This window comes from Mannheimia varigena (assembly GCF_013377235.1).
Classification (GTDB): domain Bacteria; phylum Pseudomonadota; class Gammaproteobacteria; order Enterobacterales; family Pasteurellaceae; genus Mannheimia; species Mannheimia varigena.
Genome location: NZ_CP016226.1, coordinates 961,274 through 975,685, shown reverse-complemented (window position 1 = coordinate 975,685; position 14,412 = coordinate 961,274). Strand labels below are relative to the sequence as shown.

Annotated in this window: 16 protein-coding genes; 11 read left to right on the top strand and 5 right to left on the bottom strand. The window is 37.9% G+C overall.

Translation table 11 applies throughout. The features are described from left to right. Positions 1-26 precede the first annotated feature (26 nt). Together proC and A6B40_RS04405 are read left to right on the top strand one after the other, a co-directional pair. On the top strand, positions 27-845 hold the full coding sequence (proC, locus tag A6B40_RS04410; RefSeq protein WP_176671684.1) for a pyrroline-5-carboxylate reductase: 819 nt from the start codon (positions 27-29) through the stop codon (positions 843-845). Continuing rightward, complete coding sequence (locus A6B40_RS04405) at positions 842-1,999, top strand: 3-phenylpropionate MFS transporter (protein ID WP_176671683.1); 1,158 nt, start codon at positions 842-844, stop codon at positions 1,997-1,999. Before proC ends, A6B40_RS04405 begins: the two co-directional genes overlap by 4 nt. Before the next feature lie 48 nt (positions 2,000-2,047). Here A6B40_RS04405 and A6B40_RS04400 read toward each other — a convergent pair whose 3' ends face one another. Next, complete coding sequence (locus A6B40_RS04400) at positions 2,048-2,260, bottom strand: cold-shock protein (RefSeq protein ID WP_025217919.1); 213 nt, start codon at positions 2,258-2,260, stop codon at positions 2,048-2,050. Positions 2,261-2,589: 329 nt separating this feature from the next. On the opposite strand from A6B40_RS04400, the gene proQ reads away from it, so the two are divergent. From proQ to A6B40_RS04375, 5 genes are all read left to right on the top strand, one after another. After that, positions 2,590-3,117, top strand: coding sequence for an RNA chaperone ProQ (gene proQ / locus A6B40_RS04395; RefSeq protein WP_025342229.1), 528 nt, complete (start codon positions 2,590-2,592; stop codon positions 3,115-3,117). Between the two features lie 86 nt (positions 3,118-3,203). After that, positions 3,204-5,216 carry a carboxy terminal-processing peptidase gene (gene prc / locus A6B40_RS04390; RefSeq protein WP_176671682.1) on the top strand — a complete coding sequence of 671 codons (2,013 nt, stop codon included), beginning with the start codon at positions 3,204-3,206 and terminating at the stop codon, positions 5,214-5,216. A gap of 93 nt (positions 5,217-5,309) precedes the next feature. Next, positions 5,310-6,839 carry a L,D-transpeptidase family protein gene (locus A6B40_RS04385; RefSeq protein ID WP_472850271.1) on the top strand — a complete coding sequence of 510 codons (1,530 nt, stop codon included), beginning with the start codon at positions 5,310-5,312 and terminating at the stop codon, positions 6,837-6,839. 171 nt (positions 6,840-7,010) lie between these two features. Beyond that, positions 7,011-7,565, top strand: coding sequence for a peptidoglycan L,D-endopeptidase MepK (gene mepK, locus A6B40_RS04380; protein ID WP_025217915.1), 555 nt, complete (start codon positions 7,011-7,013; stop codon positions 7,563-7,565). A gap of 16 nt (positions 7,566-7,581) precedes the next feature. Next, complete coding sequence (locus tag A6B40_RS04375) at positions 7,582-8,214, top strand: MBL fold metallo-hydrolase (RefSeq protein WP_176671681.1); 633 nt, start codon at positions 7,582-7,584, stop codon at positions 8,212-8,214. 35 nt (positions 8,215-8,249) lie between these two features. Here the strand turns inward: A6B40_RS04375 and A6B40_RS04370 are convergent, their stop codons facing one another. From A6B40_RS04370 to rsgA, 4 genes are read right to left on the bottom strand one after another with little or no spacing between them, the layout of a single operon-like run. Then, positions 8,250-8,621: a YcfL family putative periplasmic lipoprotein gene (locus A6B40_RS04370; protein WP_176671680.1), complete on the bottom strand. Its 372-nt coding sequence runs from the start codon at positions 8,619-8,621 to the stop codon at positions 8,250-8,252. 1 nt (position 8,622) lies between these two features. Next, positions 8,623-8,982, bottom strand: coding sequence for an HIT domain-containing protein (locus A6B40_RS04365; protein WP_176671679.1), 360 nt, complete (start codon positions 8,980-8,982; stop codon positions 8,623-8,625). Positions 8,983-8,994: 12 nt separating this feature from the next. Next, a complete protein-coding gene (rnhB, locus tag A6B40_RS04360) occupies positions 8,995-9,594 on the bottom strand; it encodes a ribonuclease HII (protein WP_176672319.1) in 600 nt (199 codons plus the stop codon). Then, positions 9,591-10,628, bottom strand: coding sequence for a small ribosomal subunit biogenesis GTPase RsgA (gene rsgA / locus A6B40_RS04355; protein WP_176671678.1), 1,038 nt, complete (start codon positions 10,626-10,628; stop codon positions 9,591-9,593). The genes rnhB and rsgA overlap by 4 nt, the downstream gene beginning before the upstream one ends. Before the next feature lie 437 nt (positions 10,629-11,065). Between rsgA and A6B40_RS04350 the strand changes: the two genes are divergently transcribed. From A6B40_RS04350 to A6B40_RS04335, 4 genes are all read left to right on the top strand, one after another. Further along, a complete protein-coding gene (locus A6B40_RS04350; RefSeq protein ID WP_025217909.1) occupies positions 11,066-11,959 on the top strand; it encodes a transcriptional regulator GcvA in 894 nt (297 codons plus the stop codon). Positions 11,960-12,042: 83 nt separating this feature from the next. After that, a complete protein-coding gene (gene yjjG, locus A6B40_RS04345; RefSeq protein WP_025217908.1) occupies positions 12,043-12,726 on the top strand; it encodes a pyrimidine 5'-nucleotidase in 684 nt (227 codons plus the stop codon). Next, positions 12,723-13,706, top strand: coding sequence for an HTH-type transcriptional regulator CysB (gene cysB / locus A6B40_RS04340; protein WP_176671677.1), 984 nt, complete (start codon positions 12,723-12,725; stop codon positions 13,704-13,706). Before yjjG ends, cysB begins: the two co-directional genes overlap by 4 nt. Continuing rightward, a complete protein-coding gene (locus A6B40_RS04335) occupies positions 13,707-14,351 on the top strand; it encodes a hypothetical protein (protein ID WP_176671676.1) in 645 nt (214 codons plus the stop codon). The last annotated feature ends 61 nt before the right edge of the window (positions 14,352-14,412 follow it).

The following is a 14,412-nucleotide window of genomic DNA, read 5'->3' as shown; positions in this document are numbered from 1 at the left end:
ACCCCAACACAGTAGAGAATTTGCAAATGAACAGTAAAAAACTTGCCTTTATTGGCACAGGCAATATGGCATTCGCCATTATTCAAGGTTTATTGAGAAGCGGTTATCACGCTTCTCAAATCATTGCGTGTAATAAAAGCAATATTGCTCGGAGAGAGGCATTACAAGCGGTCGGAATTTCCACACATTTTGCAAATCGTGAAGCGGTAGAACAAGCGGAAGTGGTGGTGTTAGCGGTTAAACCTCAGGTAATGGCGGAGGTTTGTGCAGAATTTGCGGACGTTGATTTTTCAAATAAATGGGTCATTTCTGTTGCCGCAGGGATTTCGGTGAAACGTTTGGAAGAATTGCTTCCAACAGCGAAAAATATTATCCGCACAATGCCAAATACGCCTTCATTGATTGGTGAAGGAATGACGGGGCTATTTGCAAAAAAATCGGTAAATTCGACCGCTTGTGAATTTGCTGAGAACTTAATGAGTGCGGTAGGGAAATGTTATTGGGTGGAAACTGAGGGTAAAATCAACCGCATTATTGCCATTACCGGCTCAAGTCCTGCTTATTTTTTCCGTTTTATGGAAGCAATGCAACAAAGTGCGATGCAAATGGGCTTTAGCGAGCAAGATGCAAGATTGCTTGTGCAATCTGCTGCACTTGGAGCGGCAAAATTAGTAGAGGCAAATCCAACAGTTCCCCTTTCAACCCTGCGAGAAAATGTAACATCCAAAGGTGGTACAACAGCTAAAGCCCTTGAGGTATTCGAGCAAGCCAATATTGCCGATACGGTAGATAAAGCAATGTGGGCGGCAATTTACCGTGCTGAGGAAATGGAGAAGTCATTATGATAGCGGTTTCGCCGTTTAAATGGGCGGCATTTAACTATTTCGGTTTCTTTTGTGCCTATGGAGTAATACTGCCATTTTTACCTGTTTGGCTAAAGCATCACGGCTATTCCACTGAAATTATCGGCTTACTGGCTGCCGTAGGCTACCTGTTTCGCTTTGGCGGCAGTATGTTGGCTTCGCAGCGAGTAAAAGCGGTAAATCAGCTTATTCCAACCGCAAGAACCTTAACGTGGCTAAATATTGCAGTTGCCGTTGTGCTGGCATTTTCTGGCGATTCTATTTGGTTGGTCTTTCCTGTCTTAATGCTGTTTCAAATGTTTAATTCAGGGGCGATGCCGATTGCAGATAGTATAGCTTCCATTTGGCAACAACAAGTCGGTTTGGATTACGGTAAAGCCAGACTTTTTGGCTCAATCGCGTTTGTGGTTGGTTCACTTTGCGGAGGTTATTTTATCGGGCTACTAGGCGAGGAGGTTGTAGTTTGGGTTATTATCGGCTTTTTAGTCTTGTTTGGGATAGGGCAATTTGCTACCCCTACCATTGGTTTTGAAGAAAAAAATGTAGCCACAAGCAACTCGAATGTGACCTACTTAGCGTTATTAAAAGAACCTACCACGTTGCGAATGTTAATTGCGGTGTCATTAATTTCTGCTTCCCACGCAACTTACTACACTTACAGCACTATTCATTGGTCAAATGCAGGCATTTCAACGCAAATTACCAGTTTGTTTTGGGGATTGGCGGTAGTGTCGGAAATTTTATTCTTTTTGGTCTCTAAACAGTTGTTTAAGTCGTGGAAAATTAGCCATTTGATGATTTTATCAGCGGTATTTGCCTTTATCCGTTGGGGAATTATGGGGAGTAGCACCGAGATTACATTAATGATTTTTGCACAAATGTTACACTCAGTTACCTTTGGTGCTTCTCATATTGCAATGATTCGTTATATTTCAATGCAATCGGCAGAAAATATTACGAAGTTGCAAGGCTTATATTTCGGTTTGGCAAGCTGTGCGTTTATGGCGGTATTTACCTTTGTAGCGGGGATGATCTATCAATATTCGCCAAGTTTAACCTTCTGGTTAATGGCAGCTTTTGTTGTACCGGCGATGTTTATTGTACCGAAAAAATTTGAGGTACAGATTTTGAAATAAGCATAAAAATGCCGACATTAAGTCGGCATTTCATTGAAATCGTATTAATTAGATTTTTTTCACGTTTACTGCTGATGCACCACGTTCTGAATCTTGAATTTCAAATTGAACTTTTGCACCATCTTCTAATGTACGGTAACCACCGTTTGCTTCGATTGCAGAGAAGTGAACGAACACATCTTTGCCACCTTGATCTGGGGTGATAAAACCAAAACCTTTAGTTGCGTTGAACCATTTCACTGTACCAGTAACTGCTGACATAGGATTTTCCTTATAAATAAAAAAAGTGATAAAAGATAGCTAAACGGGATATTACAGGCGTATCTATCAATCACTTACCCAATTATTTGGTTGGGGGAAAATAACTAACAAGATTCAACTACTAACTAACACTCGAACAGCTTTTACCATTAGAGCATTTATTCATTTTTTAAGCAAACGATTTTTTTATGTTTTATGAACAATTCAATAAAAAAATAGTCTATCACGAATATACAATTTATATGGACGAAGCCTTATAAATCAAATATAGTATCCAGTTAGATTTTAACTGAGCAAATTCTCGAATTTTTATTTTAACGGAACTTATTATGTCGGAACAACAAGTAGAACAAACTCACAATAAAACAAACCCAAGCACAAAGGAAGTGATTGCCTATTTAGCGGAAAAATTTCCACTTTGTTTCTCTGTTGATGGAGAGGTAAAACCACTAAAAGTGGGGCTTTTCCAAGAATTAGCAGAAGCATTAAAAGATGATGAAAAAGTAAGTAAAACCTTATTGCGTCAAGTATTGCGTAGTTATACAAACTCTTGGCGTTATTTAGCAGCAAGCCAAGCGAATGTCGCTCGTGTTGGATTACAAGGTGAAGAAGCTGGTCTCGTAACAGAAGAGGAATCAGCACACGCAGCAGAAACCTTAGCAGCAGCCAAAGCCGTTGTGGCAGAACGCAAAGCTCAAGAGCGTAAAGCACAACGTAAAGAATTCTTTAAACAAAAGGCTCGCGAAGAAAATGCAAAAAAACGAGCCGATTCTAAAGCAAAAAAAGCAGCAGATAATTTACCAAAAGCATCAGAAGAAAAATTAGCGGCTTTAGCAAGTAAATTTGGTCGTAAATAGTTTTTCTACCCAGTTTACCCTTACAAGCGGTTAGATTAGCGTAAATTTTTGCGTATTTATGACCGCTTGAATATTTGGAAAAGAAGATGAAACTAACAAAATTAAACAAAATATTTGCAATCACTTTAGGTTTATGGGTAAGCAATGTTTTTGCCGTTCAGCCTGATATTAAAGCAGATGCAATTGTTATTCCAAAACCAAGTGAACAGCATAGTTTATCAACCAAGCGTGTTACAGCCCGCCTCACTCAATCTCATTATCATAAATTCCAATTGAATGATGAGTTTGCATTGAAAATTTTTAACCGTTATGTGGATTGGCTTGACCCATCGCATAATACTTTCTTGCAATCTGATATTGATGAAATGCGTAGCAAATATGCATCAACATTAGATGATGATTTATATACTGGCAAGCTAGATGCTGCATTTGCAATGTATGAGTTGATGTCGAAACGCCGCTATGAACGTTATAGCTATGCGTTGTCTCTATTAGATAAAGAGCCGGATTTAAAAGGCAGCGATAAAATTGAGATAGACCGTGAAAAAGCCGCATTCCCAACAAGTGTGGAAGAAGCAAACACACTTTGGGAACAGCGTGTTAAAAACGATATTATCAATTTATATCTAAAAGATAAAAAGTGGCCTGAGATCAAGAAAACTTTAACTAAACGTTATAATTTTGCGATTAAACGTCTAACTCAAGTAAAGGCAGATGATATTTTACAAACTTACTTGAATTCATTTTCTCGTGAGATTGACCCGCATACTAGCTATTTATCGCCTCGTGCAGCAAAAGCTTTCCAAGAAAGTATGAATTTGTCATTAGAAGGGATTGGTGCAACGCTAACTCAAGAAGATGATGTAACTAGTATTAAATCTTTAGTGCCGGGAGCACCGGCTGCCAAAAGTAAGAAAGTAGTTGTTGGTGATAAAATTATTGGTGTCGGTCAAGGTGAGAAAGGCGAAATTGAAGATGTTATCGGCTGGCGTTTAGATGATGTGGTTGATAAGATTAAAGGTAAAAAAGGCACAAAAGTTCGTCTAGAGATTGAGCCGGAAAAAGGCGGAAAAACGAAAATCATCACACTTGTGCGTGATAAAGTGCGTATTGAAGACAGTGCGGCTAAATTAACGGTTGAGAAAGTTGATGGAAAAAGTGTTGGTGTAATCAAAATTCCAACCTTCTACATTGGTTTAACTGAAGATGTGCGTAAATTATTAGCGGATATGAGTAAGCAGAATGTAGAAGGCTTAATCATTGATTTGCGTGAGAATGGTGGTGGTTCATTAACGGAAGTGATTGAATTAACAGGTTTATTTATTAAAGGTGGGCCTGTAGTTCAAGTACAAGATGCGTTTAATCGTATCAAAGTACACGAAGATCCTGAATCAAAAATCGTTTATGACGGTAAAATTATGGTAATGATTAATCGCCATAGTGCATCGGCTTCCGAGATTTTTGCAGCTGCAATGCAGGACTATAACCGTGCGATTATTGTTGGTCAGCAAACCTTTGGTAAAGGTACAGTGCAGCAAAGCCGTTCGTTGAATTTTGTGTATGATTTAGATAAAGAGCCATTAGGTTTTATTCAATATACAATTCAAAAATTCTATCGTATTAATGGTGGTAGTACTCAGCTGAAAGGAGTTGATGCGGATATTAAATTCCCTGAAATCATTAATGCGGAAAAAACTGGCGAAAGTTTTGAAGACAACGCTCTGCCTTGGGATAAAGTGCCTGCAGCGACATATCAAGAAGCGGGTAATGCACGCAATGCAGTTTCAGAGTTAAAAACGAAACACGAAGAGCGTATTGCGAAACATCCGGAGTTCATCGTATTAAATGAAAATATCGCTATTCGTAAAGAGCGTGATGAGCGTAAATTCTTATCGTTAAATTTAGAAGAGCGTTTGAAAGAAGAGAAAACCGATGATGTAAAACGCTTGAAAGATATTAATGCCCGTTTCGCAAGAGAAGGTAAAAAAGCATTGAAAAGCATTGATGATTTACCAAAAGATTATGAAGCACCTGACTTTTTCTTAAAAGAAACTGTACAAATGGTAGTAGATTGGTCGAATATTGGTAAAAAACCATAAATGTGTTTATAATATACACAAATATTGCCGCTTAGATTACTAAGCGGTCTATTTTTTGAAAAAATTTGCAAATGATATTAAGAGGAAGAGTGGGTGAAAACCTTTAAATTATTACCTATTATGATGGCTTTTTCAGGTTTAGCTTTAGCTGAAACGGCAACAGTTACTCAGGCTACAGCTGCACCTGTTGTGCAAGATACAATTTTACCGCAGTTAAGTTTTGCAGCCCAACAAGCTCGTGCCGCAGAATTGGTAAAACAGGCAGATTATGCGTTAGCTCAAGAACAAATTCGCCAAGAGCAAGCAAGAAAATTTGCAGAGGCAGAAGCGAGAGTGAATCAAGAAATTGGTAATAATGCCCTATTACTAAACCAAGCGACAACAAAAGTTTATTTAGACAATGAATTTGCCACAATGTGGAATGATAAAGCCGCAGAAAAAGCTTTTTTAAAAGAATATGCTTTATTTGCTGCAAGTGGTGTATCGTCTAAATCTGCTAAAGCATTGCAACAAATCTTAAATCAGCCAGAAGGTTTAGGTAGAGATATTTTATTAACAGACGGTTTTTTAGATTATTTGTATTACAACAAAAATGTGTTTAAAAATGCAAATAACTGGTTATATAACTTAGGCAGTTATGCACCTAAAGCTCCTTCTTCAGAGCAAATTACTAAATGGACTGATGCGGTAAAAGATGGAGCTTCAGGTCAGTTTGTAACTAATCTTGTGCCAAGAAATCATTTATACCGTGATACAGCTGAAAGAGTATTAGCAATGGCGGGTGGCTCATCTTCAGCAAAATCTAAAAGAGGTAAAGTAGCGGCTGGAGAAGTAGCAAATAACGGCGGTTCTTTCTATAAATTAGCCTTAAATGCTCAACGCTTGCGTATTATTCCAAGTTTCAATAATGGTATTTTTGTGAATATTCCAAGCTACCAATTATATTATTTCCGTGATGGGGCATTGGCTTTACAATCTAGAGTAATAGTTGGACGAGCAGATCGTAAAACGCCTGTAATGTATAGCAAATTAAGTAATGTTGTGGTAAATCCGCCTTGGAACGTACCAACAAGCATTATGACTAAAGATATTGTGCCAAAACTTGCTCGTGATTCAGGCTATGCAGATCGCGCTAGCTTTGAAATTTTGGATGGTAGTGGCAATAAAATTAATCCGCGTAGCGTGAACTGGTCTCAGTATTTAAATGCCAAAAGTACACCATACCGTATTCGCCAGAAAGCAGGTGATGATAGTGCATTAGGTCGTTATAAATTTAATATGCCAAGCTCAGATGCAATTTATTTACATGATACACCAAATAGAGGTCTATTTGGTAAGACAGATCGAGCATTAAGTTCAGGTTGCGTACGTGTCGAAAAGGCAGATGACTTAGCGACTATTCTTCTTAAAGAGGCTGGTTGGGGTGTAGATAAAAAGAATCAAGTTTTAGGTAGTAAAAAAACCACTTCTGCACAAATTCGTTCAGATAACCCTGTTTACTTATATTATGTAACCGCTTGGGTTGAAGGTGGAAAAGTACAGACTTTACCTGATATTTACAGTCTTGATGCGAAGATTCCGCAATATTCAATCAGTTGGGGAAAACTGAAAAGTTTGATTTAACTCAATCAATAAGGATAAATTCCAAGAAGATCTCGTATCTTCTTGGAACTTTTTTTTAATTCAGATTACTAACCGTATTCTATGATTAAAAATTATACTATGGATTTATAGAAATTCGTTTATCAAACAAAGCGATTTTCTCTAAATTATTAGCTAACCTATGAGGGAAAAATGAAACAAATTGATGTTCAACGCCGTAAGTGGTTATCACTTGGTGGACTTGTTTTAGGGGCTAGCCTTCTGCCGGGTCAAGTAATGGCAGCACTTTCTACTCCAGCCCCTGTAGCATTACGTTTTCGTAATATTAATACAGGCGATACCTACACGGCGAAATTTGGTGTAGGTGGATTAAATAAAAAAGATCTCGGCCAGTTAAATTATTTGATGCGAGATCGTCATATCAATCAAGTTAAAGCGATAGATCCAAAACTCTTCGTTAAACTTAATCAATTACAACGTCGTTTAGGTTTCCACAATGCGGAAATTTTAGTTTTAAGCGGTTATCGCTCAGCACAAACAAATGCAAGAATGCGTCGTAGAAGCCGTGGTGTAGCAAGCCATAGCTATCATATTTTAGGAAAAGCGGTAGATTTCCAAATTGCGGGTGTGCCTTTACATAAAGTAAAACAAGCAGCAGAGAGTCTAAATAACGGTGGGGTTGGTTACTATCCTCGTAGTAATTTTGTTCACGTTGATACCGGTCCTGTTCGTACTTGGAGAGGCTAACAAGCGGTCATATTTTATGTTTAATTTGCAAATTATTCCTGTTAGCCCATTTCAGCAAAATTGTACTGTTATTTGGGATAACGATAAAAACGCTGCCATTATTGATGCCGGTGATGATGCAGATCGTATAATTCAATTTGTTGAATCTCAAAATTTAAACGTGCAAAAATTGCTGATCACTCACGCACATTTAGATCATATTATGGCGATTGAAGCTGTTAGAAATCATTTTAACGTTGATGTATTTGGCTCTCAGCTTGCCGATAAACCATTATTTGAACGTTTGCCTGAAATGTGCCAACAATTTGGCTTACCAGCGGTAGAGGGATTTTATCCGGATCACTGGCTAGAAGAAGGCGATGTGGTTGAAGTGGGGGCATTGAAGTATCATATTCGCCACTTGCCAGGGCACGCACCGGGTCATATTGGTTTCTTTGATTTTGAGAATAAAATCGCTTTTAGTGGTGATATTTTATTTCAAGACAGTATCGGAAGAACCGATCTTTATATGGGAAATTATGATCAACTTTTAGAAACCATTCGTACTAAAATGTTTGATTTAGATGACGATTTCATCATTGTTCCCGGACACGGTCCTCACACCACCATTGGGCGGGAAAAACAGAGTAATCCGTTTTTGAAGTCGTAGAGATAAAAATGCAGAGTTTTCACTCTGCTTTTTTACTATCTGGTATCTCGCAAATAAAGCCGGTAATTATGGCTTTCTTCAGTAGGTTTAATTAATGCCACTGTCTGTTTTTGCTTTGGCTGTAGCCATAACGGTTGCCAGCCTGAACTTTCTGAAATACCATTTGGTGATTGGGTTACACCATCTTTATCGTACCAAAATAGCTTGTAAATCACATTGAGCGGAAAATCTGTTAAGTTAGTGGCACTAAAGGTTTTGCCATTGGTATTGAGTTCCACTTTTTGTGAAATATCTTCCTCAATATTGACAATAGGTTTTGAACCTGTTGGCAAGTAGCTTACAGGCTTGCTTGAACAAGCGGTTAAAAAAAGCGAAAAAATTGTAAAAGTAAAATAAGATAAACGCATATTACTTCGCAACCAATGGACCTAATTTTTGCCCTCCAAGTAAGTGCATATGAATATGGAACACTTCTTGCCCTGCGTTTTTATTACAATTCATAATTAAACGATAGCCATCTTCGGCAATGCCTTCTTCTTTAGCAATTTGAGCCGTAGCGGTAAATAAGCGCCCCAATGCTAATTCATCTTCAGTGGTAACGTGATTAACGGTTGGAATAAATTTATTCGGAATAATCAGAATATGGGTTGCTGCTTGTGGGGAAATATCACGAAATGCCGTAACAAGCTCGTCTTGATAGACAATATTAGCAGGAATTTCTTTGTTGATGATTTTGGTAAAAATAGTTTCTTGGTATTCTGTCGTCATAAAATGTTCCTTCTAGTCAATTAAGCCTAATACCTTTTTTACTGGAGCAAAACTTTTTCGATGATAAGGTGTTGCCCCAAATTCAATTAACTTTTCAAAATGCAATTTAGTTGGGTAGCCTTTGTGCTTGGCAAAACCATATTGCGGAAACTGTTTATCTAATTCGTCCATTTCTTGATCGCGTGCAACTTTTGCGATAATCGAAGCGGCACTAATTTCAGCCACTAAACTATCGCCTTTAACTACTGCTTGTGTCGGCACGGAGAATTGTGGTGGGCGATTGCCATCAACTAAGATAAAATCAGGCTGAATATGTAATCCGGCTACTGCACGCTGCATTGCAAGCATTGTAGCGTGGAGAATATTTAATTCATCAATTTCAGCCGGTTCAGCTCGACCAAGCGACCAACTCAAGGCTTTAGCTTTGATTTCTTCTGCCAATGCTAAGCGTTTCTTTTCCGATAGCTTTTTAGAATCCATTAACCCTTCAATCGGATTATTAGGATCTAAAATCACCGCTGCGGTTACAACTGCACCGACTAACGGACCTCGTCCAACTTCATCAACACCTGCAATCAATTTAGCATTTGGATAGATAAATTCGTTCATTATACGTCTTCTTTTCTAAAATGGCGTTGGCTTTTGGTTTCGGTCAGGCTTTCAATTAAGCGGTGGTAATTTTCAAACCGAATTGCAGAAATTTTACCATTTTCAACCGCTTGTCTTAACTCACAGCCCGGGTCGTTTTTATGTTTGCAATCACGGAATTTGCAAGTACCTAACACTGATTGAAATTCACGATAACCAAGTGTAATTTGTTCTGGCTCTAAATGCCATAATCCAAATTCACGAATACCCGGAGAGTCAATTAATTGACCACCTTGTGGTAAATGGTATAAACGTGAAGCGGTAGTAGTGTGTTGCCCCAAACCTGAATTATCACTTACAGATCCTGTGAGTGCATTGACTTCCGGCAGAAGCTGGTTAATAAGGCTCGATTTCCCTACACCCGATTGACCAACGAAAATGGATGTCCCTTTTGCAAGATATTGATGCAAAGCGTGCATATTCTCGCCGGTATCGGCGGATAGGCAAAGTGTTTTATAACCAATATCTTCGTAAATTTTTAACTGTTCTTCAACCGCTTTTCGCTCGATTTGATCAAGTAAATCAATTTTGTTTAGCACAATAAGAGCGGGAATATTCGCTGTTTCACAAATCACCAAATAGCGATCGATAATATTGAGCGAAAGTGTAGGCACAACTGCGGAAACAATGATGATTTGATCGATATTTGATGCCATTACTTTAATGCCGTCATAATAATCGGGGCGGGTAAGCTCATTTTTACGAGGGAATACGGCTTCAATTACACCACTGATACCTTGTAATTGCTCATTGCCTTTACGCCAAGAAACACTATCACCTACCACTACGTTTTTTAATGTGCGACGGATATTACAACGGAAAATTTCACCTGCTTCAGTTTCGACATCAGCGTGTTTAACGTGGCGAGTTACTACAACACCTTGCTGCATTCCGCCCAGCATATCATCTTGCCATTCAACTTCTTTTTTATTGATGCGTTTATGATGATTTGATTGGATTCTACGTTGTTGGTTATGTGTTAATCTTGGTTTACTCAAAGGAATGCTCTGCTATCAAATAAGAATAATGCGTAGAATACTATAAAACCTATTTTTATAACAGATGAAAGTGAAAGAATAAAAGAGTATAAAAGCTAGAATAAATATAACGAATAATATAGAATACTCTCTAGTTTTTATATTCTTGCATATAGAAAAAAACCGCCCAAAGTGGGCGGTTATAAACCAATACGGTTCAAAATATACAGGAAGTGAAACGAGTAACTTTCGTTACTCTAGTCTAGTTTCCTAGACCAATATGCAAACACAACATCATACTTAAAAATTTAGGAATAGAAATGAATTCTACAACTATCCATCTAAGTATGGGCGTTATTCTATCTGTTTTTGCTTTTGGTTATCAAACGAAATTTTTTAATTTAAGCTATCAGAAAAAATAATGGGATCATTGATCTCAAATTTGAAGTTGAAATACTATGAACAAAAAACTCCCTCCACTCAATGCTCTAAAAGCATTTGAATCTGCTGCTCGTCATTTGAATTTTACTAAAGCAGCAGAAGATCTCTTTGTTACTCAAGCTGCGGTTAGCCATCAGATTAAGTTATTAGAAGACTTTTTAGGCATTTCATTATTTCACCGACGTAACCGTTTATTAGAGCTAACTGAATTAGGAGCGCAATATTTCTATGAGGTGCAGCCACTTTTAGAGCAAATAGCATTAGCTACTGATAAAGTAAGGCAACAGAGTAGTCGCCAGATTTTAACCATTAGAGTTCCCCAAACGTTTGGAATGCACTGGCTTGTACCTCGTTTAGCAGATTTCCACGAAAAGTATCCAGAAGTAGAGGTGCGTATTAAAGGGGTAGATCAGGACGAGGGACTATTAGGTAAAGAAACAGATGTTGCAATTTACTATGGGAAGGGAGATTGGCAAGATCTTGAGTCTATCCGATTAACAGAGTCTCGTATTGTTATTTTAGCCTCACCAGAATACTTATCTAAAAATCGAGTTTATTCAGCAGAAGATTTGGTAGGTAAAACGCTGTTACATTCTTCCACCTATAATAAGTGGAAAAGAATGGTAGAGCACCTAAATATTGAAGATAAAGTCGATGCGGAAACAGGTTCGATTTTTAGCCATACTTTTATGGTTTTACAAGCAGCAATGCACCAACAAGGTATTGCTATTTCAAACCAAATTTTAGCCCAGCATGAAATTGATAAAGGAACATTGATTGAACCTTTTCCAACTACGTTGTTTGATGAGAAATCGTTCTATGTGGTGTATCCGCCTCAATCGGTACAAGTGCCGAAAGTGAAATGCTTTGTGGAGTGGATTCAGCAAAAGATGAAAGAGCGCTGTGCTTAAACATGGCTTGCAAGCGGTGAGATTTTGAAGTTTTTTGTAAAAAAGAACGAAAATTAGACCGCTTGTTTTATAAAAGGAGAAATATGAAGTACCAATGGATTTTGTTTGATGCCGATGAAACCTTGTTTTCATTTAATTCGTATTTGGGGCTTAAATCAATGCTGGCCCGCTATCAAATTGATTTTAGTGAGCAGGATTACGAAGCTTTCCAAGCAGTGAATAAACCGCTTTGGGTGGCATATCAAAATAATGAAATTACCGCCCAAGACATTCAAACACGCCGTTTTGCGAAATTATCTGCCTTAACTGGTGTTGAACCACTGAAATTAAACCAAGAGCTAATGGCTGAAATGGCGTGGGTGAGCAAGCCGTTAGACGGGGTGATTGAGATGTTGAATGCTCTCCATGGCAAGGTCAAAATGGGGATTATCACCAATGGTTTTACCGAGCTTCAGCAAAAGCGGTTAGACAATACAGGCACTTCATACTTTTTTGAGATTGTGGTAGTTTCCGAACAAATAGGTGCAGCTAAGCCAGATAGACAGGTTTTTGATTACGCTTTTGCGTTAATGGATGAATTTGATAGAACCAAAGTATTAATGGTGGGTGATACTTTAGCATCTGATATTTTAGGTGGAAATAATGCAGGCATTGATACCTGTTGGATAAATTGGCATAAGCTAGAAAATGATACAGGCATTAATCCAACCTATGAAGTGAATACTATTAGCCAAATCATTGAGATTGTCGAGGGAACACAAGAATGAAACTACAGCAGCTACGTTATATTGTGGAGATAGTAAACCAAAATTTGAATATTACTGAAGCCGCAGAAGTGCTTTATACATCCCAACCGGGCATTAGTAAGCAGGTTCGCTTATTAGAAAGTGAGCTGGGGATTAATATTTTTGAACGTAATGGTAAGCACGTTAAAGGATTAACACCTGCGGGCGAGAAAATCGTAGCAATTGCCCGTGAGTTATTAGTTAAAGCTCAGAGTATTAAATCTGTAGCAGAGGAACAAACTCGCCCGAATAAAGGAGTGTTAAGAATTGCGACCACTAATACTCAAGCTCGCTATATGTTGCCTGAAGTCATTGAAAAGTTCAAAGCTCGTTATCCGGAAGTGAGTTTGCATTTGCATCAAGGTTCGCCAAACCAAATTTATGATGCGTTAATGGCAGGCGAGGTGGATTTGGCGATTACTACTGAGGCTCAATACCTGTTTGAAGAGGCGATTTTGTTGCCGTGCTACTGGTGGAATCGTTCAGTTATTGTTAAACCGGATCACCCATTGGCAACTTTTGTGAACCAAAGCCGAGATTTAACTGTCGAAGAACTAGGTAAATATGATTTGATCACCTACACCTTTGGGTTTACGGGGCAGTCAGATTTAGATCACGCATTCAATAAAGAAGGAATTTTGCCAAATATTGTGTTTACCGCAACCGATGCAGATGTGATTAAAACTTATGTCCGTTTAGGTTTAGGGGTGGGAATTATGGCAGCAATGGCACATACTGAAGCAGATAAAGATTTAGTCGCAATCAATGCAAGCCATTTATTTCAGCCAAGTATGACTCAAATCGCATTTAAACGAGGGACATTCCTTCGTAATTATATGTATGATTTTATTAATTATTTTTCGCCACATTTAACACGAGTGCAAGTGGAGAAAGCCGAACAATTACGAGATAACAATGCAATCTCAAGATTGTTTGAACGTGTATCTTTAGAGGAGAAGTAGATGAAAATTTGGCAGAAACTTACAACTGTTATTATTGCAACTTCAGGGTTAATTTCAACCGCTTACGCAGACAATTACAATATTAAATATAGCTCAAATTACTTAATGCCAGCCTACATTAACTTCAATAATGGCGGAGGAAAATACAATATTCAAGCTAAAATTAATGTACCTTTGTACAATATTGTATTTATTGCAAAAGGAACGGAAAAAAACGGGCAGTTTAATATGTTAAGCTACCGAGATACACGTAACGGTAAAACTTACGCAATGGCAGAAATTGATTCTAAAACAGTAAAATACGGTAAAGTAAAAGAGCCTTTAAAAGAAGAGGCTTTAACAATGCCAACTTATGATTTGTTTACAACTGCATTTCAGTTAAGCTATCATGATAAATTACCAACGAGTTTCCAAACTACTAACGGTAAAAAACTCTATCCAACGCCAAATGTGCAGCTACGCAAATCACAAAAAGAGGTAAGATCGGGTGGAAAAACGTACCAGGAAATTACTTATCGCTTCAGAACTAGCGATAAAAAAGACATTACGGTTAAAAAATATGAGGGAGAAAAATTCCCACGTTATATTTCCTATAATCGAGATGGCGACAATTATGAGCTAACCTTCGATAGCTTTGTGAAGTAAAAGTAAATATTAGCAAGCGGTCTATTTTGCAAAAAATTTTACAAAATAGACCGCTTGTTAT